This is a genomic window from Acidovorax temperans (genome assembly GCF_028596105.1).
Classification (GTDB): domain Bacteria; phylum Pseudomonadota; class Gammaproteobacteria; order Burkholderiales; family Burkholderiaceae_C; genus Acidovorax; species Acidovorax temperans.
In genome coordinates, this window is sequence record NZ_CP117193.1 from 2993734 (window position 1) to 3020337 (window position 26604).

Sequence of the window (26604 nt, forward strand, 5' to 3'; positions counted from 1 at the left end):
CCCAGGCGGGGGCCCTGAAGCCCGCCCTGCAAAGCAATGCATTGGCACCGCCGCCCGCAAGCCGCAGGCGCGCAATGCAGGGCAACGCCCTCCTCAACCGGCCATCGTGGGGTAGTCGGTGTAGCCCACGGGGCCGGGCGAGTAGAACGTGTTGGGGTTGGGCGCGTTCAGCGCGGCACCGGCCTGGATGCGTTCTGGCAGATCGGGGTTGGCCAAAAAGCTGGTGCCAAAGGCCACGGCATCGAGCTTGCCGCCGGCAATCGCCTGATCGGCTTCTTCTGCGGTGTAGCCCATGTTGCCAACCAGCACGCCGTGGTACTTGGCGCGCGCCACCGAGAGCACGTCGCCATGTTGCGCCTGCAGAAAATCGGCCCGCATCACATGCAGATAGGCCAGCTTGAAGGCGTTGAGCTTTTCGGCCAGGAAGCCGATTAACGCGATGGGATCGCTGTCTTTCATGCTGTTGAAGCTGTTCAGCGGCGACAAGCGCACGCCCACGCGGTCGCTGCCGATGGCGGCGGTCACGGCAGTCAGCACTTCAAACAGGAAGCGCGCGCGGTTCTCCAACGGGCCGCCGTAGCGGTCGGTGCGGTCGTTCACGCCGTCGCGCAGGAACTGGTCGATGAGGTAGCCGTTGGCTGCGTGCACTTCCACGCCATCAAAGCCGGCGGCGATGGCGTTTTTGGCGCCCTGCACGAAGGTTTCGACGATGCCGGGGATTTCAGACTCGGTAAGCACATGCGCGGGCACATGCGGAACTTTGCCAGTTGGGGTGTGGATGTCGCCCTCGATGGGGGTTGCGGTGGACGACACGGTGGGCGTGCCGCCGTTGATGGCCGGGTGCGCAGCGCGGCCCGCGTGCCAGATTTGCATGTAGATGCGCCCGCCCTTGGCATGCACGGCGGAGGTGACCTGCTTCCAGGCGGCCACCTGCTCTGGCGAGTAAATACCCGGCTCGGCGATGAAGGCCGAGGTGTTGGGGGCCACCATGGTGCACTCAGTGATCAGCAGGCCACCGCTGGCGCGCTGGGCGTAGTACTCGGCCATGAGGGCGTTGGGCATGTGGCCCGCATCTGCGCGTGCGCGGGTCAAAGGCGCGAGCAGGATGCGGTTAGGAACCGTGAGAGCGCCAACTTTTGATCCGGCACGGTTTATTGCAGAGTCCCGATGCCGTTCAACTTGAGCCCGTCGAGGGGCTTCGACACCTCAGCCCGAGCAAGGTTTACGAATAAAGCCTGCCGGATCAATTGCAAGGGATTGAAGAGTGAGGAGTGCATTGCAGTAAACGGGTGAGGAAGGACTGGGGAAACGAAGTTGCGCAGGGCCGCCTGCGTCCATCACTGGCGGGAGGTTGCAACAGAGTTGAGTGCACAACTATAGGCATTCACGAAAACCATTGAGCACTCAAGTGAATACCAAAGTGTGCTTGGATGGGCGTGCGCGGGTGTTAGACAATCGACAGGATGAAGACGCCCGCAATGAACGACCTAGGCCCGGCGGCACACCCTTGCGCCTACGAACGTGAGGCGCCGGGCGATTTGCCGTGCACCAACATTGCGATCCGCAGGGCCGCCCGGCGGCTGACGTACCTGTATGACGAAGCGGCGGAGTGCGTGGACCTCAAGGCCACGCAGGTCACGCTGGCAGGCACCATCGACCAGCTCACCAACATGCACACCGCACAGGGGCCCACGCTGCTGGAGCTGGCTGGCGCGCAGGCGATTCAGATTTCGGCGCTGACGCACGCCCTGCGGCCCCTGGTGCGCGATGGGCTGGTTGCGCTGCAGCCCGATGCGCAGGACAAGCGCACCAAACGCGCAACGTTGACGGACGAGGGAAAGACGCGCCTCAAGCAGGCGCTGCTGGCCTGGTCGGCGGTGAACCACCGTGTGGAGCAGGTGCTGGGTCCCGAGTCTGCAGCCATGCTGCGGGCGCTGGCCGATCAGGTGGCGTCGGACGAATTTCTGCAGGCCTACCGCGATGCGAAGGCGCGGCAGTGCCCGGCCAGCACAAAGGCTGCGACCGGAGCCAAAGGCTCCCACACCGCCTGAGCCGCGAGAATGCCCGGAGGCGAGACCGGCGCAGAACCATCGCCAAAGCTGCGTCAAAGCACGCCTGAAAGCAACTTGAGGGCAACTTGAAGGCAGAGAGCGGGGAATAAGCCCTGGTCATTACTGGCGAGAACGGAAAAAGGGCTCGGCGAGCGACTTGGTACAAACCCGTCGCATCACCGGCCGCGGGCTCCTTCGCCAATGAACGGGCCCGCCCTGCGCGGCCTGTGGCCTGTTACTTGACAGCCACCTTGGCCGCTTCGGCCTTGGTTTTGGCTTCAGCTGCCTTGCGTTGCAGCTCGGCAGCTTCCTTGTCGGCTGCTTCGGCGTCTTTGGTCTTGTTGGCTTTGCGTGCGGCTTCGGCGCGTGCCTTGGCTTCGTCAGCCTTGCGCTGCAGCTCTGCCGCTTCTTTTTCAGCGGCCTCGGCTTCCTTGGCCTTCTTTTCTTTTTCAGACGGCGCAGTGGCGTTGGCAAGGGCGCTGCCCGCCATGCCACCTGCCACAACGCCGACAGCAGCGGCACCCATGGTGCCCATCATGCCGCTGCCCGCTGCTGGTGCAGCGGCAGGTGCTGCAGTCCCTGCGGCGGCAGGCGTTGCCGCAGTCGGTGCTGCCGAGGTTGCAGCGGGCGCTGCGGCAGGTGCAGTGGCTTTGGTCGCTGCGGGGGTCGCGGCAGGGGTGGCTGCGGGCGCCGCCGTGGTGGTGCGGGCAGGCTGCACCGATTTGCCGCCGCCCAGGCGCTTGGCTTGTGCAAGGGTTGGGGCCAGCAATGCGGCCATGGCCAGGGCTGCCACAGCAGCGATAGAACGGGTCGAAGTCTTCATGGGTAATGCGCGATCTCTGTCAACAATGACCGGGCCATTGTGCAAAGTCACCCCCGCAAAACCGGCGATGGGCCCATGGGTAGTGGGTATATGGCGCGCGCCCTGCAAACAGGCCGGCAAGGGGGTGTCGCCCGCAAGCCCATCGCAGCGGGTTCGCTGCGCGGCACCCTGCCCTGCCGGGCGGGCTCAAACGCCCTTGTTGCGCATCCAGTCAGCGGTGCCCATGAAGCTCTCGCGCAGGCGTGCGCGCAGGTCGTCGGGCACGCCGGTCTCGCCCATGGCCTGATCCATGCAGGCCACCCACTGGTCACGTTCTTTGATGCCGATGGAAAACGGCATGTGCCGCGCACGCAGGCGCGGGTGGCCGAACTGGTCGGTGTAATACGACGGGCCGCCCAGCCAGCCGCACAGGAACCAGAAGAGTTTTTGCCGGGCGCTGTCCAGCTCGGGGCCGTGGGCGGCGCGCAGTTCGGTGTAGGCGGGCTCCAGGTCCATCAGGTCGTAGAAGCGGTCGGTCAGGGCGTGCACGCGGGCCTCACCCCCAATCCATTCAAACGGGGTCACGGCGTTGGAGCCTTGGGTTTCGTCGTTCATAGTCAAATTGGCCGCCAGCGCTTGATGGGCAAGCGCCAGCAGCTCTGTTTTTCATAGCATTTTATTCGGCGGCGCGGCGCAGCGTCTCGACCACGGGGCGGCGCAGCACTTCACGCAAGCCCCACCACCCGGCCATCAGCGCCAGCACGGCACCGGCCAGTGCGCCCCCCAGCGGCACCCAGGGGGAAGCCGTCCAGGCAAAGTCGAACACATAGCGCGCCAGCCCCCAGCCCACACCCACGGCCACGGCGCTGGCCAGGAAGCCAGCCAGCAGGCCCACGCCCATGAGCTCGGCCCGCTGCACCTGCCGCAGCAGGCTGGCGCGGGCGCCCACGGCGCGCATGATGGCGAACTCCCGCGCGCGTTCCTCGCGCGTGGCGGTGACGGCCGCAAACAGCACCACCAGCCCGGCCGCCAGGGTGAAGGCAAACAAAAACTCCACTGCTCGGATCACCTGGTCGAGCACGCGCTGCACCTGGTTGATGGTGCTGGCCATGTCCACGTTGGTGATGTTGGGGAATTGGCGCACCAGCGCGTTGTCAAAGCCCTGCACTTCTGGCGCGCGATAGGCCGCCAGGTAGGTGATGGCCACGCCTTCGAGCTGCTGCACCGGGTACATCACGAAGAAGTTGGCGCGCATCGATCCCCAGTCCACCTTGCGCAGGCTGGTGATGCGGGCTTCGTTTTGCACGCCGCCAATGTCGAACAGCAGGCGGTCGCCCAGCTTCAGGCCCAGGGTCTCGGCAATGCCCTCTTCCACGCTCACGGCACCGGCCTCGTTCTCGGTCCAGCGGCCAGCCACGATCTGGTTGTGGGGGGGCTGCTGCACGGCGGTGGAGAGGTTGAACTCGCGGTCGACCAGCCGCTTGGCACGGTCTTCGGTGTAGTTGTCCGGCCCCACGGGTTGACCGTTCACGGCCAGCAGGCGGCCGCGAATCATGGGGTACCAGTCGTACCTGGACACGCCGTTGGTTTGCAGGGTTTTCTGAAAGTCGTCGGCCTGCTCGGGCATCACGTTGATGACAAAGCGGTTGGGCGCATCCGGCGGTGTGGCTTGGCGCCAGCTGCTGATGAGGTCGGTGCGCAGCAGCACCAGCAGCACCAGCGCCAGCAGGCCCACGGCCAGGCTGCTGACCTGCACCACGGCATAGGCCGGGCGGGCCGAGATTTGCCGCGTGGCCAGCACCAGCCAGCGCGGCGCGGTGGTTTCATTCACGCTTTTGCGCAGCAGCTTCACGGCCACCCAGCTCAGGCCCGCAAACAGGGCCACGGCCCCGGCAAAGCCGCCCACGGCGATGAGGCCTAGCTTGAGATCACTGCTCACCGCCAGCAGCAGTGCAGCAAAGCCCGCCACGCCCACGCACAGCACGGCCAGCGATGCCGGCTTGAGCCCGCCCACATCGCGGCGGATGACGCGCAGCGGTGGCACCTGCGCCAGTTGCAGCACGGGCGGCAGGCCAAAGGCAAATAGCAGCGTAAGCCCCATGCCCAGGCCAAAGGCCACGGGCCACAGGCTGGGCGCGGGCAGGGCCGATTCGACCAGACCCGACAGCAGCAGCACAAACACGTTGTGCACCAGATAGCCCACGGCCACGCCCAGCGCGCTGGCAAATATGCCAATGAGCGCAAATTCAGTGGTGTAGGCGCCCGCAATGGTGCGCTGGCTTTGGCCCAGCACGCGCAGCATGGCCGAGGCGTCCAGGTGGTCGGCCGCAAAGCCACGCGCGGCCAGCGCCACGGCCACGGCCGAGAGCAATGCGGCCAGCAGGGCCACTAGGCTCAAGAACTTCTGTGCGCGGTCCAGCGTCTGGCGCATTTCGGGGCGGCCGCTTTCCAGCGATTCCACCCGCACGGCGCGCACGTCAGGCTTTTTGACCTCTTCAGCCGCCCATTCTGAAAACGCCTTCACGGCGGCGGGCTGCCCCGCCACAGCAAAGCGGTAGGTGATGCGGCTGGCAGGCTGCACCAGGCCAGTGGCGGGCACATCGGCCGCGTTGAGCATGACGCGCGGCGCAAAGCTCATGAAGCCAGCGCCACGATCGGGTTCGATGACGATGATGCGGGCAATGCGCAACTGGGCATCGCCCAAGAGGAGCTGGTCGCCCATGGCCAAGCCCAGGGCGTCGAGCAGGGGGGCATCAACCCACACCTCGCCGGGGGCGGGAATGTCACGCGTGGCCTGCTCAGCAGCGCCGGGGGCATCGGCCACCTTGAGCGTGCCGCGCAGCGGGTAGCCCGCCGCAACGCTCTTGAGGGCCACCAGCTTGCTGGCGCCCCCCTGCGCATCACTGGCCCGCCCCATGGTAGGAAAGCCCATGGTGCCCGCGGTTTGCAAACCCAGCGCCTGGGCCTTGTCCACAAAGGCCTGGGGCGTGGGGTTGTCGCTGGCCACCACGACATCGCCGCCCAGCAGTTGCAGGGCGTCGCGCTGCAGCCCGCCCTGGAGCCGGTCCGCAAAAAAACCCACCGATGTGAGCGCGGCCACGGCCAGCGTGACGGCCACCACCAACAAACGCAGCTCACCCGCGCGCAGGTCGCGCAGCAAGGTGCGCCACCCAAGGCGCAGGAAAGACAGTTTCATAGGGGGCAAACCTTAGCGCAATTGCGCTGAGCGCCATGCCATAGGGATTTGCGCGACCAGACCTTTGCCGCCGGGCCGCAGCACCGGGCCCTCTTCCGCCGCCAGCCGCCGGGCCAGAGCGTTGAGCACGGGGTCGATCTCTGCCCCCACGCGCATCTGGGGGTTGGAGAAGCCATCGTCCTTGCCAGCCTGAATTTCACGCTGCGCAATGATCGGCACGGCCTTGGTAAACGCCTCGGTGAAGGAATAGGTGGAGCGCAGTTGCTCATGGAACACCGCCCGGCCGAAGAAGGTCAGCTCTGAACGGGTGCCGCAGCCGTAGGACGTGTGGGTGGCGTCTGCCGCCGTCATGATGAGGGTGGATGGGGTGGTCAGCGCATCGAGCCAGCCGCCGGAATAGCAGGCAGAAATGGCGATCACCCGGTGGCGAATGCCCGCGTCGTCCAGCATGTGGCGCAGCAGCTCTGGGGTCATGGGGTCCACCTGCAGGGGCGGGTGGGCAGCGGCCAGCTGGTGGTCGCGCGCGCCGTGCGAAGTCATGTAGAGCACCAACACGTCTTCCTCGCGGTCCATGGTGGCCGCCAGGGCATCGATGGCACTGCGCAGGTTCTCGGGCGTGGCCCACAGGTGGGTGTCTGCGGTATCAGGGTGGTTGAGCAGGTGCAGCACGCGGCCTTCGGCGTCGAAGCGGTCTTGCAGCAGGTCGCTCACCATGGTGCTTTCACGGCGAAACACCTTCTCGCCCGCATAAGGGGCAAACACCAGTCCGTACACATCCACCACGCCGGGGCGCTCGGGGGTCAGGTCCTGGGTGTAGGCCTCCAGCATGAGTTGCTGGCCCTCAAACACCGACTGGGACAAAGGCACGCCAGCGGATGGCTCGCCGAGGCCCGGATCAGCGCCCGCAGCTGGTGCCGTGACCACGGGCTGCCACGAAGGCTCCACGCCCAGATAGAACTGCGCGGCCATGCCTCCCAACAAACATAGGGCAAACACCGCCGTGCGCCAGCGCGACTGGATGAAGCGCGCCGTGAGGCGCAGCAGCACAGCCAGAGACAACAGCAACGCCAGCAGCGCCAAGCCATCCAGCATCCCATCCTGCCAAGCCCAATCGCCTGCGCCCGCCAATGCGTCAGCGCCCAGGCTGGCATCGACACTGGCAGGCAAGGCAAAGGTGGGCAGTAGCCAGGGCAGCATGGCCCAGTTGCTGAGCAGCAGCCAGGCGGGAAGCCCACCACCGGGCGCCCGCTGCGGGTTGGAGAACACACCGCTGCGGTCTTGGGCAGGCGCCATGGCCCACCACGCCGCGCCCATCAAAGCCAGCGACAGCCACTGCTGCCCCAGCCACGCACGTGCATTGAACTCCACGGGGCCAGCAGTGGCCCACCATTCGCCCCACAACACCAGCCCCCAGTCGGCGGCCAGCAGCACCAGCAATTGCAATGGCGTGGGCGCAGCCATGCCGGTGCGGGGGGCCAGGAAGGCCGCCGCGCGCAGGCCCTCCAGCACCCAGCGGTAGGCGGGTAAACGTTGGGGCGCAGGCAGGGGCGTGGGCGGAGGTGCCGCACTGGGCAGCGAAGCAGTAGCGGGGGTTTCGGGGGACGGCGACTCGGCAATCATGGCGCCATCATGCCATGAGACAAAATTGGCACCTGGCGCTTATCCAACAATCGCCAGCAGCTATCTTTTCAATAGCATTCAAGGCAGTACAAGGCGGGCGGCTTGCCGCAGGACGCGGGCTCAGGCCAGCTCGGGCTGCAGCACCAGCCGGTGCGCGCCCGCGTAGCAGACAAAGCGTCGGTTGGTGGCGCGGCCAATGGCACACAGGCCCAGTTGCTGGGCCACGGCATGGCCCATCTGCGTCATGCCGCTGCGCGACACCACAATGGGCACGCCCATCTGCGCGGACTTGATGACCATCTCGCTGGTCAGCCGCCCGGTGGTGTAGAACACCTTATCGGCACCGCCCATGGGTTGGAACGACGCGGTATCGGTCTGCCCTGCCTGGATTGAGCGCGCTGCAGAAGGGGCTTCCGGGTTCATCCACATCCAGCCTGCAATGGTGTCGATGGCATTGTGGCGGCCCACGTCTTCCACAAACACCAGCATGTCTTCGCCACGGAACAGCGCGCAGCCGTGCACCGAGCCAGCGGATTTGTACGTGGTTTCCTTGAGGCGGATGGCATTCACCAGGCCATACAACTGTGCCTGGGTGAGCTGCGCCTGCGGCAGCTCAATGCGGTCCACCTCGTCCATCAGGCCACCAAACACACTGCCCTGCCCGCAACCGGTGGTCACCACCTTGCTCGCGGTGCGCTCTTCAATGCGGGCAATGCCGCGGCGCGTGCGCACGGCGGCGGCGTTCACCTCCCAGTCCACGGTGATGGATTCAATGTCGAACACCGAATCCACCAGCCGCTGGTTGCGCAAGTAGCCCAGCACCAGCAGCTCGGGGTGCGCGCCCAGCGTCATCAGCGTGACAAGCTCTCGGCGGTCCACATACACCGTCAAGGCGCGCTCTGCAGGAATGTGCACCTGCTCAGTCTCTCCCCGCTCGTTGATCACATCCACCGCCTGGGTGAGGGGGGCTTGCGCCTGGGTCAGGCGGGGCAAGTCCAATGGCTGTGGCGGGTGGGGGGGGGCCAGGGTCGAATCGTTCATGGGCGCAGGGTACACGCAAAAAAGCCGCAAGCTCTTTGGAACTTGCGGCCGGATCAGCGACGGGGCAAACCACGCAGGCACGCTACCGTGCCGATGGCCGCCGGGTCCGCTGTCAGGACTTGGGCGCAGACGCCGCTGGCATGGTGGTGCTGGGCGGGCTGCTGGCCGTGCCTGGTGGCGAATGGGCGCCTGCCGCCTCAATCGGCTTCGCCTCTGGTGGCGTGTAGGCGAATGGGCCGGGGTCGGCGCAAGGTGTGGATGCTGCGGCGGGCTTGGCGTCCTTGGCCGTCTTGCGGTAGTGCGCCGCCACACGGTCTTGCGCTTGGCAGAGCTTGTAGTTGTCTACCTTGCCCGACCAGGCAGCCTTGGCAGCCGCTTCGGCGGCCTTAGCGGCTGCTTCAGGCGTGGGGGCAGGCAGCTTGGCCAGCGCCACAGAACACAGACCACCGGCGCACAGCGCCAGCAGGGACGATCGGAAGATTTGCTTCATGGTGCGTTGCCTCATACCTGCGCGGGCTGGCCCGCAGTGGTGGCTGCAGCATCGCCCTGATGGGCGGCGCTGCGCTGCCGTGGAATCTTGCCTGCCTGCACGTCGTCGTGCCACAGCTCGTGGTGCTCCTTGGCCCATTCATCGGTCACGTAACCGGTCTTCATGGCCTTGTAGGCGCCCTTCATGCCCACGGTGCCCATGTAGATGTGACCGCAGATCAGCGCCATCATCCAGATCGCCAGGGTGGCATGGATCATGTGGGCGATTTGCATGTCGCTGCGCACATCACCAAAGCCGGGGATGAGTTTGTCGAGCACCAGCCCCGTGGCCACCACAAAAATACCAGGGATGGTGATGCCCCACCAGAACAACCCCTTCTCCCCCGCGTTGAAGCGATGTGATGGCACCTGGTGGTCGCCGCCCAGCATGCCACCGCCCTTGGACAGCCACACGAAGTCGGCGCGGTTGGCAATGTTGTCCTTCACGAACGTGAGGATGATCACCAGGAGCGAGACGGCAAACAGCGGCCCTACGAAGTTGTGCACGTTCTTGAGCGCGTAGGTCAGCCAGCCAAACAGCGTGGAACCCATGATGGGCAGCAGGAAGAACTTGCCAAACGCCATCACGATGCCCGAAATGGCCAGGGCAATGAAGGCAAAGGCATTCGCCCAGTGGGCTGCGCGCTCGAACGGCGTGAAGCGTTCAATGCGGCGCGTGCCAGGGCCTTCCGGGTGGTCGTGCCCCAGCGGCCCCTTGGTGAAGTAAAAAATGCCCAGGGCCAGCAGAACAATCGCGAACAGCGCTGCGCCGTAGGGAATGATCCATTGGTTGCGCACCTGGCGCCAAGCCTCGCCCGCGCTGCTCACGCGGGAGCCGGGGTACTGCACAAAGGGCTGGATCAGGTTGCCTGCTTCAGGCGCCTGCGTTTTGGGCAGGCTGCTGTAGCCAGTCACGCCCTGCCCCACCTGCCGCCACATGGGTGCATTGTTGCCGGGCTGTACCTTCATGCGTTCGCCGTTGGTCTGCTCGGCATAGCCGGGCTCGGCGCTCGCGTCGGGCTTCACATCAAAAATGTTTTGCCCTTGCACCCCCAGAGCGGCAGGCGCCTGGCCCACAACGCCCGAGGCCGTGGGCCCCGCTGGCGCCTGGGCCTGCGCAGCCAGCGCACCCAAGGCCAGCAGCACGGCACAGATACTGTGTTTCATGGCAGACCTCGCTCAGGGCTTCTGGTTGCGGGAATACTCGTTTTGACCGTACTGCTGGCGCGTGCGCAGTTGCTGCTCCCAGCTGGTCTTGTCGCCCGCCGTCCAGCCTGGCTGGGTGAAGTTACTGCCCGTACCGGCGTAAGGCGCCGCATCGTGCTTGACTGCACCGCCTGTCTGGGGCTTTTCACCGCAGGCTGCCAGTGCCACGCACAGGGTGGCGGCCGTCAAAAGTGTCGAAGCAATGCGTGTCATGACTTGGCTCCGGTTGCGCCTGCTGGAGGCTGGCCTGCCTGCTTGGAACCGTAGGCAGTGCCCCAGCCCCACACCTCGGCACCCTTGCCGCGCTGCACCACGCGGTTGCGGAAGATGTCTGCCACCACGTCGCCGTCGCCGGCGAGCAAGGCCTTGGTCGAGCACATTTCTGCGCAGGCAGGCAGCTTGCCTTCGGCCAGTCGGTTGCGGCCGTACTTTTCGAATTCGGCCTGGCTGCCATGGGTTTCAGGGCCGCCAGCGCAGAAGGTGCACTTGTCCATCTTGCCGCGCACACCGAAGGTGCCGGAAGAGGGGAACTGCGGCGCACCGAACGGGCATGCATAGCTGCAGTAGCCGCAGCCAATGCAGACATCCTTGTCGTGCAGCACCACACCTTCTTCGGTGCGGTAGAAGCAGTTCACGGGGCACACCGCCATGCAAGGCGCATCGCTGCAGTGCATGCAGGCCACCGAGATGGACTTTTCACCGGGCACGCCGTCGTTCAGGGTCACCACGCGGCGGCGGTTCACACCCCAGGGCACTTCATGCTCGTTCTTGCACGCTGTCACGCAGCTGTTGCACTCGATGCAGCGCTCTGCATCACAGATAAATTTCATGCGGGCCATCGCGGTCTCCTCACGCAGCTTCCACGTTGCAGATCGTGGTCTTGGTTTCTTGCATCATGGTCACGCTGTCGTAGCCATACGTTGTCGCGGTGTTCACGGCCTCGCCACGCACCACAGGCGCTGCCCCCTTGGGGTAATACGCCAGCATGTCGGCGCCTTGCCAGCGGCCGGAGAAGTGGAACGGCATCCACACGGTGTCCGGCGCTACGCGCTCGGTGACCAGGGCCTGCACATTCAGGCGTGCGCCGGTGGGCGAGCTCAGCCACACGCGGCTGCCGTTGCGAATGCCACGGTCGGCAGCGGTCTTGGGGTTGATTTCCACGAACGCTTCCTGCTGCAGCTCGGCCAGCCAGGGGTTGGAGCGTGTTTCCTCGCCGCCACCTTCGTACTCGACCAAGCGGCCCGAGGTGAGGATGAGCGGGAACTTCTCGTACACCTTGTCCGCCATGTTCTTGTCCTGCACCGTCTTGTACAGCGTGGGCAAGCGCCAGAAGGCCTTCTTGTCCTCGTGCGTGGGGTACTTTGCAACCATGTCGGGGCGGGTGCCGTACAGCGGTTCGCGGTGCTGCGGAATCGGATCAGGGAAGTTCCACACCACCGCACGCGCCTTGGCATTGCCGAAGGGGTGGCAGCCATGCTTGAGGGCCACGCGGATGATCGCGCCCGTGGGGTCGGTCTTCCAGTTCTTGCCTTCGGCCTTGGCCTTCTCGGCGTCACTCAGGTCGTCCCACCAGCCCAGCTTTTTCAGCAGCACATGGTCGAACTCGGGGTAGCCCGTGGTGATCTCGCAGCCCACGGAGTGCGAGCCATCCTCGGCCAGCAGGTTGACGCCGTCTTTTTCCACACCGAAATTGGCGCGGAAGTTGCCGCCACCCTCCATCACATGCTTGGAGGTGTCGTACAGGTTGGGCGAGCCGGGGTGCTTGAGTTCGGGCGTGCCGTAGCAAGGCCAGGGCAGGCCGAAGTAGTCGCCACCAAAGTCGTAGCCGGTTTCCTTGTCCTTGCCGCCCTTGGCCTTGAGGGTCTTCACGTCGAACACATGCATGTTCTTCATGTGGGCCTTCAGGCGCTCTGGGCTCTGGCCGGTGTAGCCAATGGTCCAGACGGAGCGGTTGATTTCGCGCAGGATGTCTTCAACCATGGGTTCATCCATGCCCTTGACCTTCTGCATCTTGTAGTTCTTGACCAGTTCCTTGTCGAAGCCCAGCTTTTGCGCCAGCTGGTACATGATCATGTGGTCGGAACGGCTCTCCCACAGGGGCTCGATGACCTTCTCGCGCCACTGCAGCGAGCGGTTGGACGCCGTGCAGGAACCGCTGGTTTCAAACTGCGTGGCTGCAGGCAGCAGGTACACCGCGCGGTTGGGGTTCAGGTCTTCGGGCTTGCCGGGCATGGCGGCCATGGCAGCGGTAGCCGATGGGTAGGGGTCCACCACCACCAGCAGGTCCAGCTTATCCATGGCGCGCTTCATTTCGAGGCCACGGGTCTGCGAGTTGGGGGCATGGCCCCAATAGAACACGCCGCGCAGGTTGCTGTCCTGGTCGATCAGCTCGTTCTTCTCCAGCACGCCGTCGATCCAGCGCGACACGGTGATGCCGTTCTTGGTCATCATCGCGGGCGTGGCGTACTGCTTCTTGATCCATTCGAAGTCCACACCCCACACGTTGGCAAAGTGCTTCCACGCGCCTTCGGCCAGGCCGTAGTAGCCGGGCAGCGAGTCAGGGTTGGGGCCCACATCCGTCGCACCTTGCACGTTGTCGTGACCGCGGAAGATGTTGGTGCCGCCACCGCTCTTGCCCACGTTGCCCAGGGCCAGCTGCAAGATGCAGGAGGCACGCACCATGGCGTTGCCGATGGAGTGCTGCGTCTGGCCCATGCACCATACGATGGTGCCAGGGCGGCTGTCGGCCAGCATCTTGGCAACCTTGAACATCTGTTCTTCTTTGACGCCGCAGGCCTCTTCCACCTTGTCGGGTGTCCACTTGGCCATGACCTCGTCGCGCACCTTTTCCATGCCGTAGACACGGTCGTGGATGTACTTCTTGTCTTCCCAGCCGTTCTTGAAGATGTGATAGACCAGGCCGAACAGGAAGGGAATGTCGGTGCCCGAGCGGATGCGCACGTACTCGTCGGCCTTGGCGGCCGTGCGGGTGAAGCGTGGGTCTACCACGATCATCTTGCAGCCGGTTTCCTTGGCGTGCAGCATGTGCAACATGCTCACGGGGTGGGCTTCAGCCGCGTTGGAGCCGATGTACAGAGCGACCTTGCTGTTTTGCATGTCGTTGTACGAATTGGTCATGGCGCCGTAGCCCCAGGTGTTCGCCACACCCGCCACGGTGGTGGAGTGGCAAATACGCGCCTGGTGGTCGCAGTTGTTACTGCCCCAGAAGCTCACGAACTTGCGCAGCAGGTAGGCCTGTTCGTTGTTGTGCTTGGAAGAGCCGATGAAGTACACGCTGTCAGGGCCGCTGGCCTTGCGCAGTTCCAGCATCTTGGCGGAGATCTCAGTCAGGGCCGTATCCCAGCTGATGCGCTCGTACTTGCCGTTCACCAGCTTCATGGGGTAGCGCAGGCGGTATTCGCCGTGGCCGTGCTCGCGCAGGGCTGCACCCTTGGCGCAGTGGGCGCCCAGGTTGATGGGCGAATCGAACACGGGCTCCTGGCGCACCCACACGCCGTTTTCCACCACGGCATCCACGGCGCAACCCACCGAGCAGTGGGTGCAGACCGTGCGGCGCACTTCGATCTTGCTGTCGCCCAGGCCCACCTTGGCGCCTTCAGCCGCTTGCGACTTCTTGACCAGAGTGAGCTGCGAGGCCGCAATGCCAACGCCTACGCCCAGGCCCGAGCGGCGCAGGAAAGCGCGGCGGTCCATGGTGGGCAGCGCCTGGGACAGGCCCCGACGCAGGCTGTGAACAAAGGGAGAGGATGTCGATGCACTGTGCGGTGCATGCGCAGACTTTTTGGTGAGCAACATGGCGCGCCCCGAAATCAAAGTTGGGTGGTTTTGTAGTACTGCTTCACGTGCGCCGAGAGGTGGTAGCCACCACCCTTTTCAGGCGCCACGCGGGCGGGCTCGGCGGCCACGACCTCGGCGGGGATTACACGCGGCAGCACCGTCACGGCGGCAGCACCGGCGCTCACGGCGGCGGCGCCCGCAAAGAAGCGGCGACGGGATGGGGGGGTAGAAGCGGAAGGCTGGCGGTCCTGCATGCTTGTCTCCAGGAGGCTGGCAGTTATGTAAAAGATTGCATAGGCGAGTCTAAGGCAGCCAGGTAACCTTCACAACGAGGCCAGCCCTAATCCCACCAATGCACTTGAGCATTGCCGCGCGTCAAAACGCGGCACATCGAAACCACTCTTCAATCGAGCATGTCAAAACCCTGCGCCTCAACAGCAGCAAAGGCCCGCGTAAGGCGCGCCACGGCTGCATAGAAGCTCGCGGCCGGGTGCTGTTCCAGCGCGTTGCACATGGCTGGCAGCCACGGCTGGATGTGCTCGGCAAAAAAATCACGCTGAGCCGTCAGGTTGCAGACAGCCATGTCGTCGCCCGCAATCAGGTAGCGCATGACTTCGCACAGATACGCGACATGGTCCTCGGTCTCGGGCATGGTGTCGCCCCGCGCAAGCCCCAGGCGGTCCAGGCTGGTGCGCAAACGTGCCAGTGGCTTTTCATTCAAGAAGCCCGCCAGGTAGTGCGATGCGTACACAAACACCTCGGGCTTGCCCACGCCACCAAACAGGCGGTCGTATTCGGCTGCAATGGCGACATCGTCCTGCGCGCGGGCCGCTGCCACCAGCTGCTGCCAGGGCTCTTGCAGAAAGCCACCTTCCATGGGCGCTTCGGTCACGGCCACGCGCAGGGCCGACAGCAGCTCGGGGCTGGGCGGTGCGTAATACAGCTGAGACAACACGCCATACAACTCGGCGCGTGCGGTTTCTTCGTCCAGCGCAGAGCTGCCGGGCTGGGTCAATGAAACAGAGGCACTCACAGGTCAGTCACTTTCGATTCGTTTTGTGCGGAGTACAGATCAATCACGCGGCAGTCACTGCACATCTTGAGCCGCTCCAGCGCTTCGTCCTGGAACATGGCATGCCCAGCCAGCTTGCCCAGCATGGCCTCGATGGCCTTCACGGTGCCAAACGGCTTGCTGCAGCGCACACAGGCCCAGGGCTGCGCTTCGTTGAGCACGCGCAGCTGCGCGCGCTCGGGCGTGAGCGACAGGCGGGGCTGCAGACTGATCGCGTTTTCCGGACAGGTGGTCTGGCACAAGCCGCACTGCACGCAGTTCTTCTCGAGAAAGCGCAGCTGCGGCGTTTGCGGGTTGTCTTGCAGAGCGCTTGCCGGGCAGGCGCTCACGCAACTGAGGCACAGGGTGCAGCGGTCTTTATCGACCGTAATGGTACCCAGGGGTGAGCCCTTGGCAGGCAGCGCAATCGCGGCAGGCAAGGTGGCCGCACCCAAGGGCGACTGTTCAACGAGATGGTCCAGCGCCATGTCCAGGGTGCTGCGCTTTTCCTGCGCGATGGCAAAGCGTGCGGCAACGCTCGGGGTGCGCTGGCGCGTTTGGCCCAGGGTTTGCAGCGCCGCATCCAACTCAGTCGGGTGCTTGGCCTCGATGATGCGCAGGTGGGTGCCCGTGTAGCCGAGCCCATTGAGGATGCGCTGGGCCACGTCCATCTGCGCCCGCAGCCCTTCGAGGTATTGGGGCGCCTCTTCGTTGGTCACCAGCAAGACGATTTGCGAAGCCCCGTAGGCCACTGCGCTCAGCCACAGGTCCACCCCCGTGCTGGCGGTGTGCCACAAGGCCACCGGAATCACATTCGCAGGCACGCCACGGGCCACCTTCAGCTGCGCTGCGCGGCCCAGCTCATTGACCAAGGCTTGACCACGCTCCTGGCTGTGCAACAGCAGCACGGCATCTTTGCCGCCAGCTGCGGCATAGGTGGACAGCAGGGTTTTGAAACGCTGCCCCTGCTCTGCCGCAGGCGGATAGGCATAGGTCATCGCGCCCGTGGGGCACACCGTGGTGCAGGCGCCGCAGCCCACACACAGGTTGGGGTTGATCACCACGCGCTGGCGGGCCTTGTCGCTGCTGATGGCCTCGGCCGAGCAAATGTCCACGCAGGCGCTGCAACCCACGGTGGCGTTGCGGCTGTGGGCGCAGAGCTTTTGCTTGTATTCAAAAAACTTGGGCTTCTCAAACTCGCCTACCAGTTCGCGCAACTTGAGCACGGTGGGCAGGTCGCGCCCATCGCTGCGCAAGTAACCTTGCGGCAGCGCGTGTTGCAAGAAGGTGGGCGTGGCGTCGGCGCGGCGCATGTCCAGCACCAGATCGAACTGGGCCGACTCGCTCTCGCCCGCACGCTGGAAATCAATCGCCCCTGCCACCTGGCACGCCTTCACGCAAGCGCGGTGGCGCTGGCAGGCAGACATGTCAATCTGGTAATCCAGCCCGATGGCGTTTTCCGGGCAGGCGGCCACGCAGGCATTGCAGCGGGTGCACAGGTCAAGGTTGATGGGGTTGTCTTCGCGCCAGCGCAATTCAAACGCACCCAGCCAGCCCGTCAATGCTTCGATGCGCCCGCCCAGCACGGGGTAGCGACGAGCCTGGGCGCCACCGGCCTGGCCGGGGCCTTGGGCGAACACGGTAACGTCCAGCACATCAGACACCAACCCGGCCACCTGCTCTGCCGCATCGAGCGGCCCGATGATCAGCAGGCGCCCGGCGCTCTTATATGTCACCACCGGCACGGGCGGCGGCTCGGGCAGGTGCGCCGCCGCCAGCAGCGCGGCGATCTTGGGGCCGGCCTTGCCCGCATCGCGGCTCCAGCCGCCGGTTTCGCGGATATTCACAAAGCGGATGGGCGAGATGGCGCCTTCCGTCTGGCGGCCCAGGTCAGCGAACAGGCGCTCTTCCTGGGTGCATGCCACCACCACGTCCTCGCCCGAGCGGATGGCCTGGGTGAAGGCGCCCGCCTCGCGGCGGCACAGGGTGGAATGGAGGGTCAGGTCTTCACGAAGTGCTGTGCCCAGGGCCTGGGCGTTCAGCGGCATCGTCTGGTTGCAATCGCAGATGAGCGTGGTCATGTTCTGTGTGGCTGGCTGGGGCAAGCGGCGCAGGCTCCCCTGTGGAACCAGCCGACGCTTGCCCGTGCGTGCTAGGAATAGCTGTGCATACCCCCGACTGTGCCACGTCTTGCCCCGGTTGCGCTGCCGATGGCAGAGGGGGTTTCACAGATGCGGGGTCTTTCGGGTCATTCCGCCCCGCAGGGGCAGCGGCTTGCCCTGCGGCTGATGGCTTTTCCGGCTCTTCTTCCACCAGCCCCATGAACTGCGCGCTTGCCATTTCCTTGAGCATGGCAGCGGGCAGCGGGTCTGGCTGGGTGTAGTCATCGATGTAGATGTCCAGGCCGTCCATCACATTGAAGTGGGGGTCGGTGAAGAGCTTCTTCATCGCAGCGTTGCGCACCTCGGGCGCCACCGCACGGCTGGCGAAGGGCTTGAAATCGGAATCGATGGACAGCGACTGCGCGTCTTGCAAGGTGGGCAACGGCGCGGCTGCGGGCTCGGGCGGCACGGGTGCCGCAGCCGGCTGCGCGGCCAGGGGCGCAGGCGCATTCACCCCGGCTGGCGCAGGTGCCTGTGGCAAAGGTGGCGCAGGGTCTTGTACGGGCTTGCCCTCGCGCACCTCCTGCTTGCGGCGCGACCAGCGGCCCAGGAATCCGTCAGCCACGGCCACCTCCCCCGCGGTGTTTCTCGGTACTCACCGACGCGGGGTTGCCGAACCGGTCTTGCAACGGCTGAAAGCTGTCAGGACGCTTACGGCGCTTGGGCTCAGGCTGGTAGTTCTCGGCCACAAAGGCCTGCAGCACCTCCAGCACCTCAGGCGGCACAGGCACTTGCTCCACCGTTTCTTGTGCATCCAGCCAGCGGCCAGCCTCGTGGTAGCTCAGGCTGACTTCCACCGGGCGGGCCAGGCGGGGGGCATCGCCACCATCGTCTTCGTCCATGCGCCACAGCACAAACCAGCACGGGGCGGGCGATTCGACATTCAGGTGGTAACCCTCGGCATCGTCGCGGAACAGCTCCACACGAAAGCCGGGAAACATCCAGCGCTGTTCGCGCTCGTCGCTCAACAGTTGGCGCGGTTCGATGCCGAAGGCCGGGTCGTGCATGACGACTTCGGCCAGCGACCACCGCCAGGGCTGCCAGCGGTTGTCAATGCGCTCGCAGCGCATGATCACAGCAACATCGGTGTAGGGGCGCTCAGTCATGGGCTGCGACTGTACTCTGTAGCAGCCCCCGCCATACAGGCGCGCCGCCAAACCCCTGCGCCCTGCTCTTCAATCGCCCTGGGTGGATGGCAGCGCTTGCACGGCTACGGCGCAGTACTTGAACTCCGGAATCTTGCCAAACGGGTCCAGCGCCGCATTGGTGAGCAGGTTGGCTGCGGCTTCCACATACGCAAACGGCATGAACACCGTGCCACGCGGCGTGCCGTCGTCCCGCCGCACGCGCACCTGCACCATGCCGCGCCGCGAGCGGATGCCCACCAGCGCGCCGGGCTGCACACCCAGCCGCGCCAGCTCGTCACCGTGCAGCGATGCGGTGGCCATAGGCTCGATGGCGTCCAGCACGGTGCTGCGCCGCGTCATGCTGCCCGTGTGCCAGTGCTCCAGCTGGCGGCCGGTGATGAGCACGAACGGGAACTCAGCGCTCGGCTTTTCTGCCGCCGGGATCACGCTGGCAGGCACCAGTTGCAGGCGACCCGTGGGCGTGGGGAATTGATCAGTGAAGACGATGGGCTGGCCGGGGTCGTCAGGTGCAAGGCACGGGTAGGTCACGCTGGAATCGCGCTCCAGCCGGTCCCAGGTGATGCCCTCGATGCTGGCGTGCATGGCCTGGCGCATTTCCTCGTACACGGCGGCCACGCCAGATTCTTCGCCTTCGTAGTTCCAGTTCAGGCCCGCCCCGCCGCCGGGCCGCCCCAAGGCGGGGCCGGCCCCCTCGGGGGGCAGCGACGACACGAAGTGCGGAGCGTGGGGGCCCACTCTTTGTGCGATCTGCTGAATGATCCACAGGTCCGGCCGCGCATCGCCCGGCGGGTTCAGGGCGCGGCGGCCCATCTGCACCATGCGGTCGGTGTTGCTGGCGGTGCCGGTCTTTTCCGGCCAGGCGCTGGCGGGCAGCACCACATCGGCCAGCCAGGCCGTCTCCGTGAGGAAGATGTCCTGCACCACCAGGTGCGAGAGGCTCCCCAACGCGTGGCGCGCGTGGTTCAGGTCGGGGTCGCTCATGGCGGGGTTCTCGCCCATGATGTACATGCCGCGCACCTTGTGCGGGTCACTGTCCGGCGCCAGAGCCTTGTGCATGATCTCGACCACGGTGTAGCCGGGCGCCTCGTCCAGCTTCGTCCCCCAGAAGTCTTCAAACCACGCATGCGCCCCGGCGTTGTCCACGCGCTGGTAGTTGGGGAACATCATCGGGATGAGCCCTGCGTCGCTCGCACCCTGCACATTGTTCTGGCCGCGCAGCGGGTGCAGGCCCGAGCCGGGCTTGCCGATCTGGCCCGTGACGGCGCAGAGCGCGATGAGGCAGCGCGCGTTGTCGGTGCCATGCACATGCTGGCTCACGCCCATGCCCCAGAGGATCATCGATGCCTTCGCGGTGGCAAAAGCCCGCGCCACCTCGCGCAGCGTCTCGGCCGGAATGCCGCAGACGGGCGCCATGGCCTCGGGGCTGCAGCCCATCACGTTGGCCTTGAGCGCCTCGTAGTTGTTGGCGCGGTCACGGATGAACGCCTCATCCACCAGCCCCTCATCGATCACCGTGTGGATCAATGCATTGAGCATGGCCACATCGGCATCGGCCTTGAACTGCAGCGTGCGCCAGGCGTGGCGGCCAATGTCGGTCACGCGCGGGTCGGCCAGCACTATTCTTGCCCCGCGCTTGGCCGCGTTCTTCATCCAGGTCGCAGCCACCGGGTGGTTGGCCGTGGGGTTGGAGCCGATCACGAAGATCAGCTCGGCGTGCTCCACATCGTTGACCGGGTTGCTCACCGCGCCCGAGCCCACGCCTTCGAGCAGCGCGGCCACGCTGGATGCGTGGCACAGCCGGGTGCAGTGGTCCACGTTGTTGCTGCCGAAACCGGTGCGCACGAGCTTTTGGAACAGGTAGGCCTCTTCGTTGCTGCCCTTGGCCGAGCCAAAGCCTGCCAGCGCCTTGGGGCCGTGCGTGTCGCGCAGGTTTTTGAGCGTGCCAGCGGCCAGATCCAGCGCTTCTTCCCAGGTGGCTTCGCGGAAGGTGTCGCGCCAGTCGGCGCCGTAGGGCCGCACCTCCTTGGGCACGCCGGGCTTGCGGATCAGCGGCACGGTCAGCCGGTCGGGGTGGTGGGCGTAGTCAAAACCAAAGCGCCCCTTCACGCACAGGCGGCCGTGGTTGGCGGGGCCGTCGCGGCCTTCCACACTGATGATCTTTTCGTCGCGCACGTTGTAGGTGATGAGACAGCCCACGCCGCAGAACGGGCAGACCGAGTCGACCTTACGGTCCACCTTTTGCGAGCCGATGTGCGTCTTGGGGCTGAGCGCGCCCGTGGGGCAGGCCTGCACACATTCGCCGCAGGCCACGCAGGTGCTCTCAGCCATGGGGTCGTCGAGGTCGAAGACGATCTTGCTGTCGGCACCGCGCAGCGCGTAGCCGATCACATCGTTGACCTGCTCTTCGCGGCAGGCGCGCACACAGCGGTTGCACTGGATGCAGGCGTCGAGGTTGACGGCCATGGCCGGGTGGCTCAGGTCCGGCGCAGGTTGTTCGCGGCGCAGAACTTGGAGCGCCGGGCGCACCGCCACGCCCAGGCGATCAGCCCATGCGCTCAACTCGCCATGCTGGCTCACGACAGAAGTATTTTGATCAAATTGGCCTCCAGCGCTTACTACGCAAGCGCTGGCAGCTATTAATTCAGGAGTCTTTGCGCTGTCATCGTTCCATTGGTAACCCACATCGGGCATGTCCGACAGCAGCATCTCCACCACCATCTCTTGGCTCTTGCGCGCGCGAGGGCTGGCGGCCTGCACCTTCATGCCCTCGGTCGGTGCGCGGCAGCAGCTGGGGGCCAGCGTGCGCTCGCCCGCGATCTCGACCACGCAGGCGCGGCAGTTGCCGTCGGGTCGCAGGCCGTCGCTGTAGCACAGGTGCGGGATGTCCACCCCATGGCGCTGCGCGGCTGTCAAAATGGTTTCGCCAGGGCGTGCGGTGATGGGCTGGCCGTCCAGCTCAAAGGCCACACCACAGGTGCTGTGCAATGCGCTCATGGCTGGCCTCCTTGGGGCAACTGCTCCGTCAGCGGGCTGTTGCGCGGCTTGGGCAGGTCACCCGGCCAGGGCCCTTCGCCCACCTCATGCGGAAAATACTTGTGAATGCAGCGAATGGGGTTGGGCGCGGCCTGCCCCAGGCCGCAGATGGAGGCATCGGCCATCACCTGCGCCAGGTCGTCCAGCAGCTCTTCATCCCACTGCGGCGCTTGCATCAGCGTGGCTGCCTTGGCCGTGCCAACGCGGCAGGGCGTGCACTGGCCGCAGCTTTCATGTTCAAAAAAGCGCATCACATTCAGCGCGGCATCGCGCGCGCGGTCGTGCTGGCTGAGCACGATGACAGCGGCCGAGCCGATGAAACAGCCGTAGGGCTGCAGGGTGTCGAAGTCCAGCGGTATCTGGTTGAGGCTGGCGGGCAGGATGCCGCCCGAGGCACCGCCGGGCAGGTAGGCATACAGCTCGTGGCCGTCCTGCATGCCGCCGCAGTATTCGTCGATGAGCTCCTGCACCGTGATGCCCGCGGGCGCGAGCTTGACGCCCGGGTGCTTCACGCGGCCGCTCACGCTGAAAGACCGTAGCCCCTTGCGGCCGTGGCGGCCAAAGCTGGCGAACCACGCGGGCCCGCGCTCCACAATGTCGCGCACCCAGTACAGCGTCTCGAAGTTGTGCTCCAGCGTGGGCCGGCCGAACAGGCCCACCTGGGCGATGTAAGGCGGGCGCATGCGCGGCTCGCCCCGCTTGCCCTCGATGCTCTCGATCATCGCGGACTCTTCGCCGCAGATGTAGGCACCCGCGCCGCGCCGCAGTTCAATGTGCGGCAGCGGGCATGGCGGCTCGGCGCGCAGATCGTCCAGCGCCTTTTGCAGCAGCGCACGGCAGCCGTGGTACTCGTCGCGCAGGTAGATATAGACGGCCTCGGTGCCCACCACCTGGGCGGCGATGAGCACGCCCTCCAGAAAGCGGTGCGGGTCGCGCTCCAGGTAGGTGCGGTCCTTGAAGGTGCCGGGCTCGCCCTCGTCAATGTTCACGGCCATCAGGCGTGGTGCAGGCTGGTCCCGCACAATGCGCCACTTGCGCCCCGCCGGGAAGCCCGCGCCGCCCAAACCGCGCAGGCCGGAGTCCTCCATGGCCGCGAGCACGGCCTCGGCATCCATTTCGCCGTTGACCAGCGCGGCGGCGGTCTGGTAGCCGCCTTGCTCGCGGTACGCGGCGAGGTCGGCGTAGGCAGGGCTGATGCCTTCCGGCTGAACAGGTACGCTGTGCTCTGCCAGCGCTGCAATATCAAAATTGATAGCTGCTGGCGCTGATGGGTGAAGCGCCAGAGCCCGATTTGGCTTCAAAGTGACGGTTTCCAGCACAGAGTCCAAGGTGGCTTGCGGCACAGGGCACTGGTGCACCACGGCCACGGGCGCCTGCTCGCAGCGTCCCACGCAGGGCACGGCCAACACCTGCACGTCACCCTGCCCGGCCGCACGCAGGCGTTCGGGCAGCGCAGCCAGCAGTTCGCGGGCGCCCGCCATGCTGCAGCTCAGGCTGTCGCACACGCGCAGCACCAGTCGCGGGGCCACTGCATCGTCGCCGCGCACGATCTCGAAGTGGTGGTAGAAGCTCGCCACCTCGTACACCTCGGCCATCGGCAGGTTCATCTGCTTGGCGAGCGCCACCAGGTGCCGGTCGTGCAGCACGCCAAAGTGGTCGTTCAGGCGGTGCAGGTATTCAATAAGCAGGTCGCGCCGAAAACCATTGGCCGGGCGCGGGCCCAGCAACTGCGCCACGTCTGCCATGGCAGCCTCTTCAGGCTGGCGGCCTTTGAGGCGGCTTTTGCGGCGGATACGCTCGCGCATGTCGCTGACCGACACGGTGGCGACAACGGTTGCGTTGGGGGCTTCGGGGGCAAGGTGCATGGGCCGGGGGCGTGGAGCGCGTTGTTTTGTATGAAGGCGCCTGCATAGGCCAGGCGCGCCGCCGCAGTGTCAGCCAGGGACTCGTGCGGCGTCAAATTGCCGATGCACATGGGGCGATCACAAAAACAAATGAAACGGCCGTTTTTGCAACGGCCCGTGAATCAACCACCGCAACCCGTGGGGTCAGCGCTCAATCGGCGACCAGAAGCCCACTGTGCGCTGCTGCGTGCTGCAGCCAGTCGGGGTCCTGCGCTAGGGCCAGCGCGGCATCGAGGGCGCGCGTGGGCTGCACCTGTCGGTGCGACATGAATCCGATGGGCGTGGTAAGCATTGGAGCGGTCAGAGGCAGCGCCTCCAGCCCCTTATGGCCGCGCACGGCATCCACCAGCGCCCCAGGCAACACACTGCACACCTGGCCAGCCACCACACTCAGCGCCAGGGTCAGCACCGAATCGGTTTCCATCGCAGGCCGCACCATGGCACCTGCCGCGCGAAAGGCTCCGTCCACCAGACTGCGGTTGTGCATCTCGGGAGTAAGCAGGCACAGCGGCAGCGCCGCCGCATCGGCCCAGGCCATGGGCGGGCCAATCTGCAGCCCGCGCGCTGCGCCCTTGGGCGGCTGGGAGGCACGGCGCAGCAGAAAGTAGTGCTCCACATACTGCGGCCAGGCCCGCAGCGGGCCGCCGCGTCCGGGCATGCGTTCGGTGTAGCCCAGCGCCAGGTCCAGCGAAATGTTTTCCAGCCCCGCCTCCAGCGCCTGCGAGCTCATCGACAGCGCCACCGGCACGATGCCCGGGTGCCGTGCCTGCAATTGCGCCGCAAACCGCGCGAGGATGGGCATGGCCGTGGGCACGGCGCCCAGGCGCAGCGTGCCGCGCGGGTGGGCGGCGTCGCTGCTCAGGTCCTGCTGCAGCACCTGGTGCTCGTGCAGCATGCGCTGGGCGGTGGCCAGCACGCGCTCGCCTTCGGGCGTAAAGCCTTCAAAGCTGCGGCCCCGGCGCACCACCACCACGCCAAATTCTTTTTCCAGCGCACGCAGCGCGTTGGACAGGGCCGGCTGCGTGATGTGGCAGGCCTGCGCGGCGCGGCCAAAGTGCCGGTGCTCGTGCAGCGCCACCAGGTAGCGCAGGGACGCGAGCAGGTTCATGGCGAGTGGGGGCGGCTCAGGCGGCTCGGGAGGATCAGGTGTTCTTGCTGATCGAGATGGTGGGGAACTTGCTGGAAAAATCCTTGGCCTTCTGCGCAATCTTCACCGCCACATCGCGCGCCACCTTCTTGTAGATCTGCGCGACTTCGCCATCGGGGTCGGCCACCACGGTGGGCTTTCCGCTGTCGGCCTGCAGGCGGATACTCATGTTCAGCGGCAGCGCGCCCAGGTAGTCCATGCCGTAGTCGGCGGCCATCTTCTTGCCGCCATCGGCGCCAAAGATGTGCTCCACATGGCCGCAGTTGCTGCACACGTGGGCGGCCATGTTCTCGACGATGCCGAGGATGGGTACACCCACCTTTTCGAACATCTTGATGCCCTTTTTGGCGTCCAGCAGCGCAATATCCTGCGGCGTGGTCACGATCACCGCGCCGGTCATGGGCACGCGCTGGCTCAGCGTGAGCTGGATGTCGCCGGTGCCCGGGGGCATGTCGATGATGAGGTAGTCCAGGTCTTTCCAATTGGTCTGGCGCAGCAACTGCTCCAGCGCCTGGGTGGCCATGGGGCCGCGCCAGATCATGGCTTCGTCCTGGTCCACCAGGAAGCCGATGGACATGACCTGCACGCCGTAGTTTTCGAGCGGCTCCATGGTCTTGCCGTCGTCGCTTTCAGGGCGGCGGTTGATGCCCAGCATCATGGGCTGGCTGGGGCCGTAGATGTCGGCATCGAGCACACCCACGCTGGCACCCTCGGCCGCCAGGGCCAGCGCCAGGTTGGCGGCGGTGGTGCTCTTGCCCACACCGCCCTTGCCCGATGCCACGGCAATGATGTTCTTCACCTGGGGCAAGAGCTGCACGCCACGCTGCACGGCATGGGCAATGACCTTGGTGGTGATGTTGACCGACACGTTGCTCACCCCGGCAACGCCCTTGGCGGCAGCTACCAGGCTGCGGCGCAGCTCTGGCACCAGGCTCTTGGCGGGGTAGCCCAGCTCCACGTCAAACGCCACGTCACCACCGCTGATCTGCACATTGCGCAGGGCGCGGGTGCTGACAAAATCCTTGCCCGTGTGGGGGTCGAGCACGCTGGAAAGTGCGGCCAAAAGGCCTTGTTCGGTGACTGACATTCAAATAACTCCTGTGGGGGGCCGTAGTCTATCCAAGGGGCTTTCACCGATTTTTCTTGTGGGCAAGCCGTGAAGGCCCCACTTTGGCAGTGCTCCCGCGTGCCCATAACCGCCCTGCAACTGCACGACAATGCGCAGCCATTGCCCCAACGCCCAAGCGAGAAGCCACCGTGAAATTCAAGATGTCCGAAAACTCCCTGTTCGCCTTGCTGCTGCGCTCGCCGTGGTGGATCAGCTTTGTGCTGGTCGCCTGCGTCGCGCTCATCTCCAAGGCGCTGCTGCCATCGGAGTACTTCATTTATGGCGCGCTGGGCGGCTTTCCTATCTTTGTGGTGGGCTGCATTGCGGCCTGGCGCCAGCTGCGCGCGCCCAGCGCTGCCAAGGTGCAAACCATGCTCGTCCAAGCGCAGGCGATGCAGTGGGCCAAGTTCTCGCAGGCCCTCACCCGCGCCTGGGCGGGCCAGGGTTATGGGGTGAACGCCCCATCAAAAGGGGCCGTAGACCTGCGGTTGACCCGAAACGGCCAGACCACTCTGGTCAGCGCCAAACGCTGGAAAGCCGCCACCCACGGCGTGGAACCACTGCGCGAGCTGTACAGCGCCATGCAGGCTGAAAACGCCCAGGGCGGCATCTACGTGGCGGGGCAAGGCACCGTGAGCGAAAGCGCTGCACTGTTTGCGCGCGACCATGGCATCACCATCCTGCAGGGGCCCGCACTGGCCGTGCTGTTGCTCGGCTGACACACTGCGGCGCCCTGTGGCCAGGGTTGCGGGTTTTCCCAAAGCCTGCGGGCTGCGGCCGAGCCGCACACTTTCAGCCTTCAAAGCCGC

The 26604-nt window shown here is 65.7% G+C and carries 22 protein-coding genes; 2 read left to right on the top strand and 20 right to left on the bottom strand.

Going from position 1 to position 26604, the window contains the following annotated elements; genetic code table 11:
* Positions 1-93: 93 nt before the first annotated feature.
* A complete protein-coding gene (locus PQV96_RS14040) occupies positions 94-1155 on the bottom strand; it encodes an alkene reductase (protein WP_207375630.1) in 1062 nt (353 codons plus the stop codon).
* Positions 1156-1463: 308 nt separating this feature from the next.
* On the opposite strand from PQV96_RS14040, the gene PQV96_RS14045 reads away from it, so the two are divergent.
* Positions 1464-2051: a MarR family winged helix-turn-helix transcriptional regulator gene (locus tag PQV96_RS14045; RefSeq protein ID WP_207373968.1), complete on the top strand. Its 588-nt coding sequence runs from the start codon at positions 1464-1466 to the stop codon at positions 2049-2051.
* Positions 2052-2286: 235 nt separating this feature from the next.
* Here the strand turns inward: PQV96_RS14045 and PQV96_RS14050 are convergent, their stop codons facing one another.
* The 19 genes from PQV96_RS14050 to apbC all read right to left on the bottom strand — a co-directional run bounded on the left by PQV96_RS14050 (position 2287) and on the right by apbC (position 25774).
* The gene (locus PQV96_RS14050; protein WP_337930731.1) at positions 2287-2874 is read right to left on the bottom strand and encodes an ABC transporter substrate-binding protein; all 588 of its coding nucleotides are present in this window, start codon (positions 2872-2874) and stop codon (positions 2287-2289) included.
* A 186-nt stretch (positions 2875-3060) separates the two neighbouring features.
* Positions 3061-3468 (bottom strand): group II truncated hemoglobin, encoded by a 408-nt coding sequence (locus PQV96_RS14055; RefSeq protein WP_207373967.1) that lies wholly within the window; start codon positions 3466-3468, stop codon positions 3061-3063.
* Positions 3469-3529: 61 nt separating this feature from the next.
* A complete protein-coding gene (locus PQV96_RS14060) occupies positions 3530-6049 on the bottom strand; it encodes an ABC transporter permease (RefSeq protein ID WP_273623248.1) in 2520 nt (839 codons plus the stop codon).
* Between the two features lie 12 nt (positions 6050-6061).
* Positions 6062-7669 (bottom strand): C13 family peptidase, encoded by a 1608-nt coding sequence (locus PQV96_RS14065; protein WP_273623249.1) that lies wholly within the window; start codon positions 7667-7669, stop codon positions 6062-6064.
* Between the two features lie 120 nt (positions 7670-7789).
* Positions 7790-8710 carry a formate dehydrogenase accessory sulfurtransferase FdhD gene (locus tag PQV96_RS14070; protein ID WP_273623250.1) on the bottom strand — a complete coding sequence of 307 codons (921 nt, stop codon included), beginning with the start codon at positions 8708-8710 and terminating at the stop codon, positions 7790-7792.
* A 112-nt stretch (positions 8711-8822) separates the two neighbouring features.
* Complete coding sequence (locus PQV96_RS14075; RefSeq protein WP_273623251.1) at positions 8823-9200, bottom strand: hypothetical protein; 378 nt, start codon at positions 9198-9200, stop codon at positions 8823-8825.
* An 11-nt stretch (positions 9201-9211) separates the two neighbouring features.
* Entirely contained in the window at positions 9212-10405 is a 1194-nt protein-coding gene (locus PQV96_RS14080) for a formate dehydrogenase subunit gamma (RefSeq protein WP_207373963.1), read from the bottom strand.
* A 12-nt stretch (positions 10406-10417) separates the two neighbouring features.
* Positions 10418-10657 (bottom strand): hypothetical protein, encoded by a 240-nt coding sequence (locus PQV96_RS14085; RefSeq protein WP_142083955.1) that lies wholly within the window; start codon positions 10655-10657, stop codon positions 10418-10420.
* A complete protein-coding gene (fdh3B, locus tag PQV96_RS14090; RefSeq protein ID WP_207373962.1) occupies positions 10654-11283 on the bottom strand; it encodes a formate dehydrogenase FDH3 subunit beta in 630 nt (209 codons plus the stop codon). The genes PQV96_RS14085 and fdh3B overlap by 4 nt, the downstream gene beginning before the upstream one ends.
* A 10-nt stretch (positions 11284-11293) precedes the next feature.
* Positions 11294-14260, bottom strand: a complete 2967-nt coding sequence (locus PQV96_RS14095) for a formate dehydrogenase subunit alpha (RefSeq protein WP_273623252.1) — start codon at positions 14258-14260, stop codon at positions 11294-11296.
* Between the two features lie 14 nt (positions 14261-14274).
* A complete protein-coding gene (locus PQV96_RS14100; RefSeq protein ID WP_066698995.1) occupies positions 14275-14496 on the bottom strand; it encodes a formate dehydrogenase in 222 nt (73 codons plus the stop codon).
* A gap of 149 nt (positions 14497-14645) precedes the next feature.
* A complete protein-coding gene (locus tag PQV96_RS14105; protein ID WP_066698993.1) occupies positions 14646-15275 on the bottom strand; it encodes a TorD/DmsD family molecular chaperone in 630 nt (209 codons plus the stop codon).
* Positions 15272-17341, bottom strand: a complete 2070-nt coding sequence (locus PQV96_RS14110; RefSeq protein WP_273625262.1) for a 4Fe-4S binding protein — start codon at positions 17339-17341, stop codon at positions 15272-15274. The genes PQV96_RS14105 and PQV96_RS14110 overlap by 4 nt, the downstream gene beginning before the upstream one ends.
* Positions 17301-18020, bottom strand: a complete 720-nt coding sequence (locus tag PQV96_RS14115) for a DUF3306 domain-containing protein (protein WP_273623253.1) — start codon at positions 18018-18020, stop codon at positions 17301-17303. Before PQV96_RS14115 ends, PQV96_RS14110 begins: the two co-directional genes overlap by 41 nt.
* Complete coding sequence (locus PQV96_RS14120) at positions 18013-18561, bottom strand: DUF3305 domain-containing protein (protein ID WP_273623254.1); 549 nt, start codon at positions 18559-18561, stop codon at positions 18013-18015. Before PQV96_RS14120 ends, PQV96_RS14115 begins: the two co-directional genes overlap by 8 nt.
* A gap of 69 nt (positions 18562-18630) precedes the next feature.
* Entirely contained in the window at positions 18631-21597 is a 2967-nt protein-coding gene (locus PQV96_RS14125; protein ID WP_273623255.1) for a molybdopterin-dependent oxidoreductase, read from the bottom strand.
* Positions 21594-23501 carry an NADH-ubiquinone oxidoreductase-F iron-sulfur binding region domain-containing protein gene (locus PQV96_RS14130; protein ID WP_273623256.1) on the bottom strand — a complete coding sequence of 636 codons (1908 nt, stop codon included), beginning with the start codon at positions 23499-23501 and terminating at the stop codon, positions 21594-21596. The genes PQV96_RS14125 and PQV96_RS14130 overlap by 4 nt, the downstream gene beginning before the upstream one ends.
* A 190-nt stretch (positions 23502-23691) precedes the next feature.
* A complete protein-coding gene (locus PQV96_RS14135) occupies positions 23692-24648 on the bottom strand; it encodes a LysR substrate-binding domain-containing protein (protein ID WP_273623257.1) in 957 nt (318 codons plus the stop codon).
* 34 nt (positions 24649-24682) lie between these two features.
* The gene (gene apbC / locus PQV96_RS14140; protein WP_273623258.1) at positions 24683-25774 is read right to left on the bottom strand and encodes an iron-sulfur cluster carrier protein ApbC; all 1092 of its coding nucleotides are present in this window, start codon (positions 25772-25774) and stop codon (positions 24683-24685) included.
* Between the two features lie 170 nt (positions 25775-25944).
* Between apbC and PQV96_RS14145 the strand changes: the two genes are divergently transcribed.
* A complete protein-coding gene (locus PQV96_RS14145; RefSeq protein ID WP_420482149.1) occupies positions 25945-26514 on the top strand; it encodes a restriction endonuclease in 570 nt (189 codons plus the stop codon).
* The last annotated feature ends 90 nt before the right edge of the window (positions 26515-26604 follow it).

Excerpts from the sequence above, each read along its gene's own strand:
- PQV96_RS14055 (WP_207373967.1), bottom strand. The coding sequence starts at position 3,468 with ATGAACGACGAAACCCAAGGCTCCAACGCCGTGACCCCGTTTGAATGG.
- PQV96_RS14075 (WP_273623251.1), bottom strand. The coding sequence starts at position 9,200 with ATGAAGCAAATCTTCCGATCGTCCCTGCTGGCGCTGTGCGCCGGTGGT.
- PQV96_RS14085 (WP_142083955.1), bottom strand. The coding sequence starts at position 10,657 with ATGACACGCATTGCTTCGACACTTTTGACGGCCGCCACCCTGTGCGTG.
- PQV96_RS14125 (WP_273623255.1), bottom strand. The coding sequence starts at position 21,597 with ATGAGCGCATTGCACAGCACCTGTGGTGTGGCCTTTGAGCTGGACGGC.
- PQV96_RS14080 (WP_207373963.1), bottom strand. The coding sequence starts at position 10,405 with ATGAAACACAGTATCTGTGCCGTGCTGCTGGCCTTGGGTGCGCTGGCT.
- PQV96_RS14100 (WP_066698995.1), bottom strand. The coding sequence starts at position 14,496 with ATGCAGGACCGCCAGCCTTCCGCTTCTACCCCCCCATCCCGTCGCCGC.
- PQV96_RS14065 (WP_273623249.1), bottom strand. The coding sequence starts at position 7,669 with ATGATTGCCGAGTCGCCGTCCCCCGAAACCCCCGCTACTGCTTCGCTG.
- PQV96_RS14120 (WP_273623254.1), bottom strand. The coding sequence starts at position 18,561 with ATGACTGAGCGCCCCTACACCGATGTTGCTGTGATCATGCGCTGCGAG.
- PQV96_RS14110 (WP_273625262.1), bottom strand. The coding sequence starts at position 17,341 with ATGCCGCTGAACGCCCAGGCCCTGGGCACAGCACTTCGTGAAGACCTG.
- PQV96_RS14050 (WP_337930731.1), bottom strand. The coding sequence starts at position 2,874 with ATGAAGACTTCGACCCGTTCTATCGCTGCTGTGGCAGCCCTGGCCATG.
- PQV96_RS14045 (WP_207373968.1), top strand. The coding sequence starts at position 1,464 with ATGAAGACGCCCGCAATGAACGACCTAGGCCCGGCGGCACACCCTTGC.
- PQV96_RS14095 (WP_273623252.1), bottom strand. The coding sequence starts at position 14,260 with ATGTTGCTCACCAAAAAGTCTGCGCATGCACCGCACAGTGCATCGACA.
- PQV96_RS14060 (WP_273623248.1), bottom strand. The coding sequence starts at position 6,049 with ATGAAACTGTCTTTCCTGCGCCTTGGGTGGCGCACCTTGCTGCGCGAC.
- PQV96_RS14135 (WP_273623257.1), bottom strand. The coding sequence starts at position 24,648 with ATGAACCTGCTCGCGTCCCTGCGCTACCTGGTGGCGCTGCACGAGCAC.
- PQV96_RS14070 (WP_273623250.1), bottom strand. The coding sequence starts at position 8,710 with ATGAACGATTCGACCCTGGCCCCCCCCCACCCGCCACAGCCATTGGAC.
- PQV96_RS14130 (WP_273623256.1), bottom strand. The coding sequence starts at position 23,501 with ATGCACCTTGCCCCCGAAGCCCCCAACGCAACCGTTGTCGCCACCGTG.
- apbC (WP_273623258.1), bottom strand. The coding sequence starts at position 25,774 with ATGTCAGTCACCGAACAAGGCCTTTTGGCCGCACTTTCCAGCGTGCTC.
- fdh3B (WP_207373962.1), bottom strand. The coding sequence starts at position 11,283 with ATGGCCCGCATGAAATTTATCTGTGATGCAGAGCGCTGCATCGAGTGC.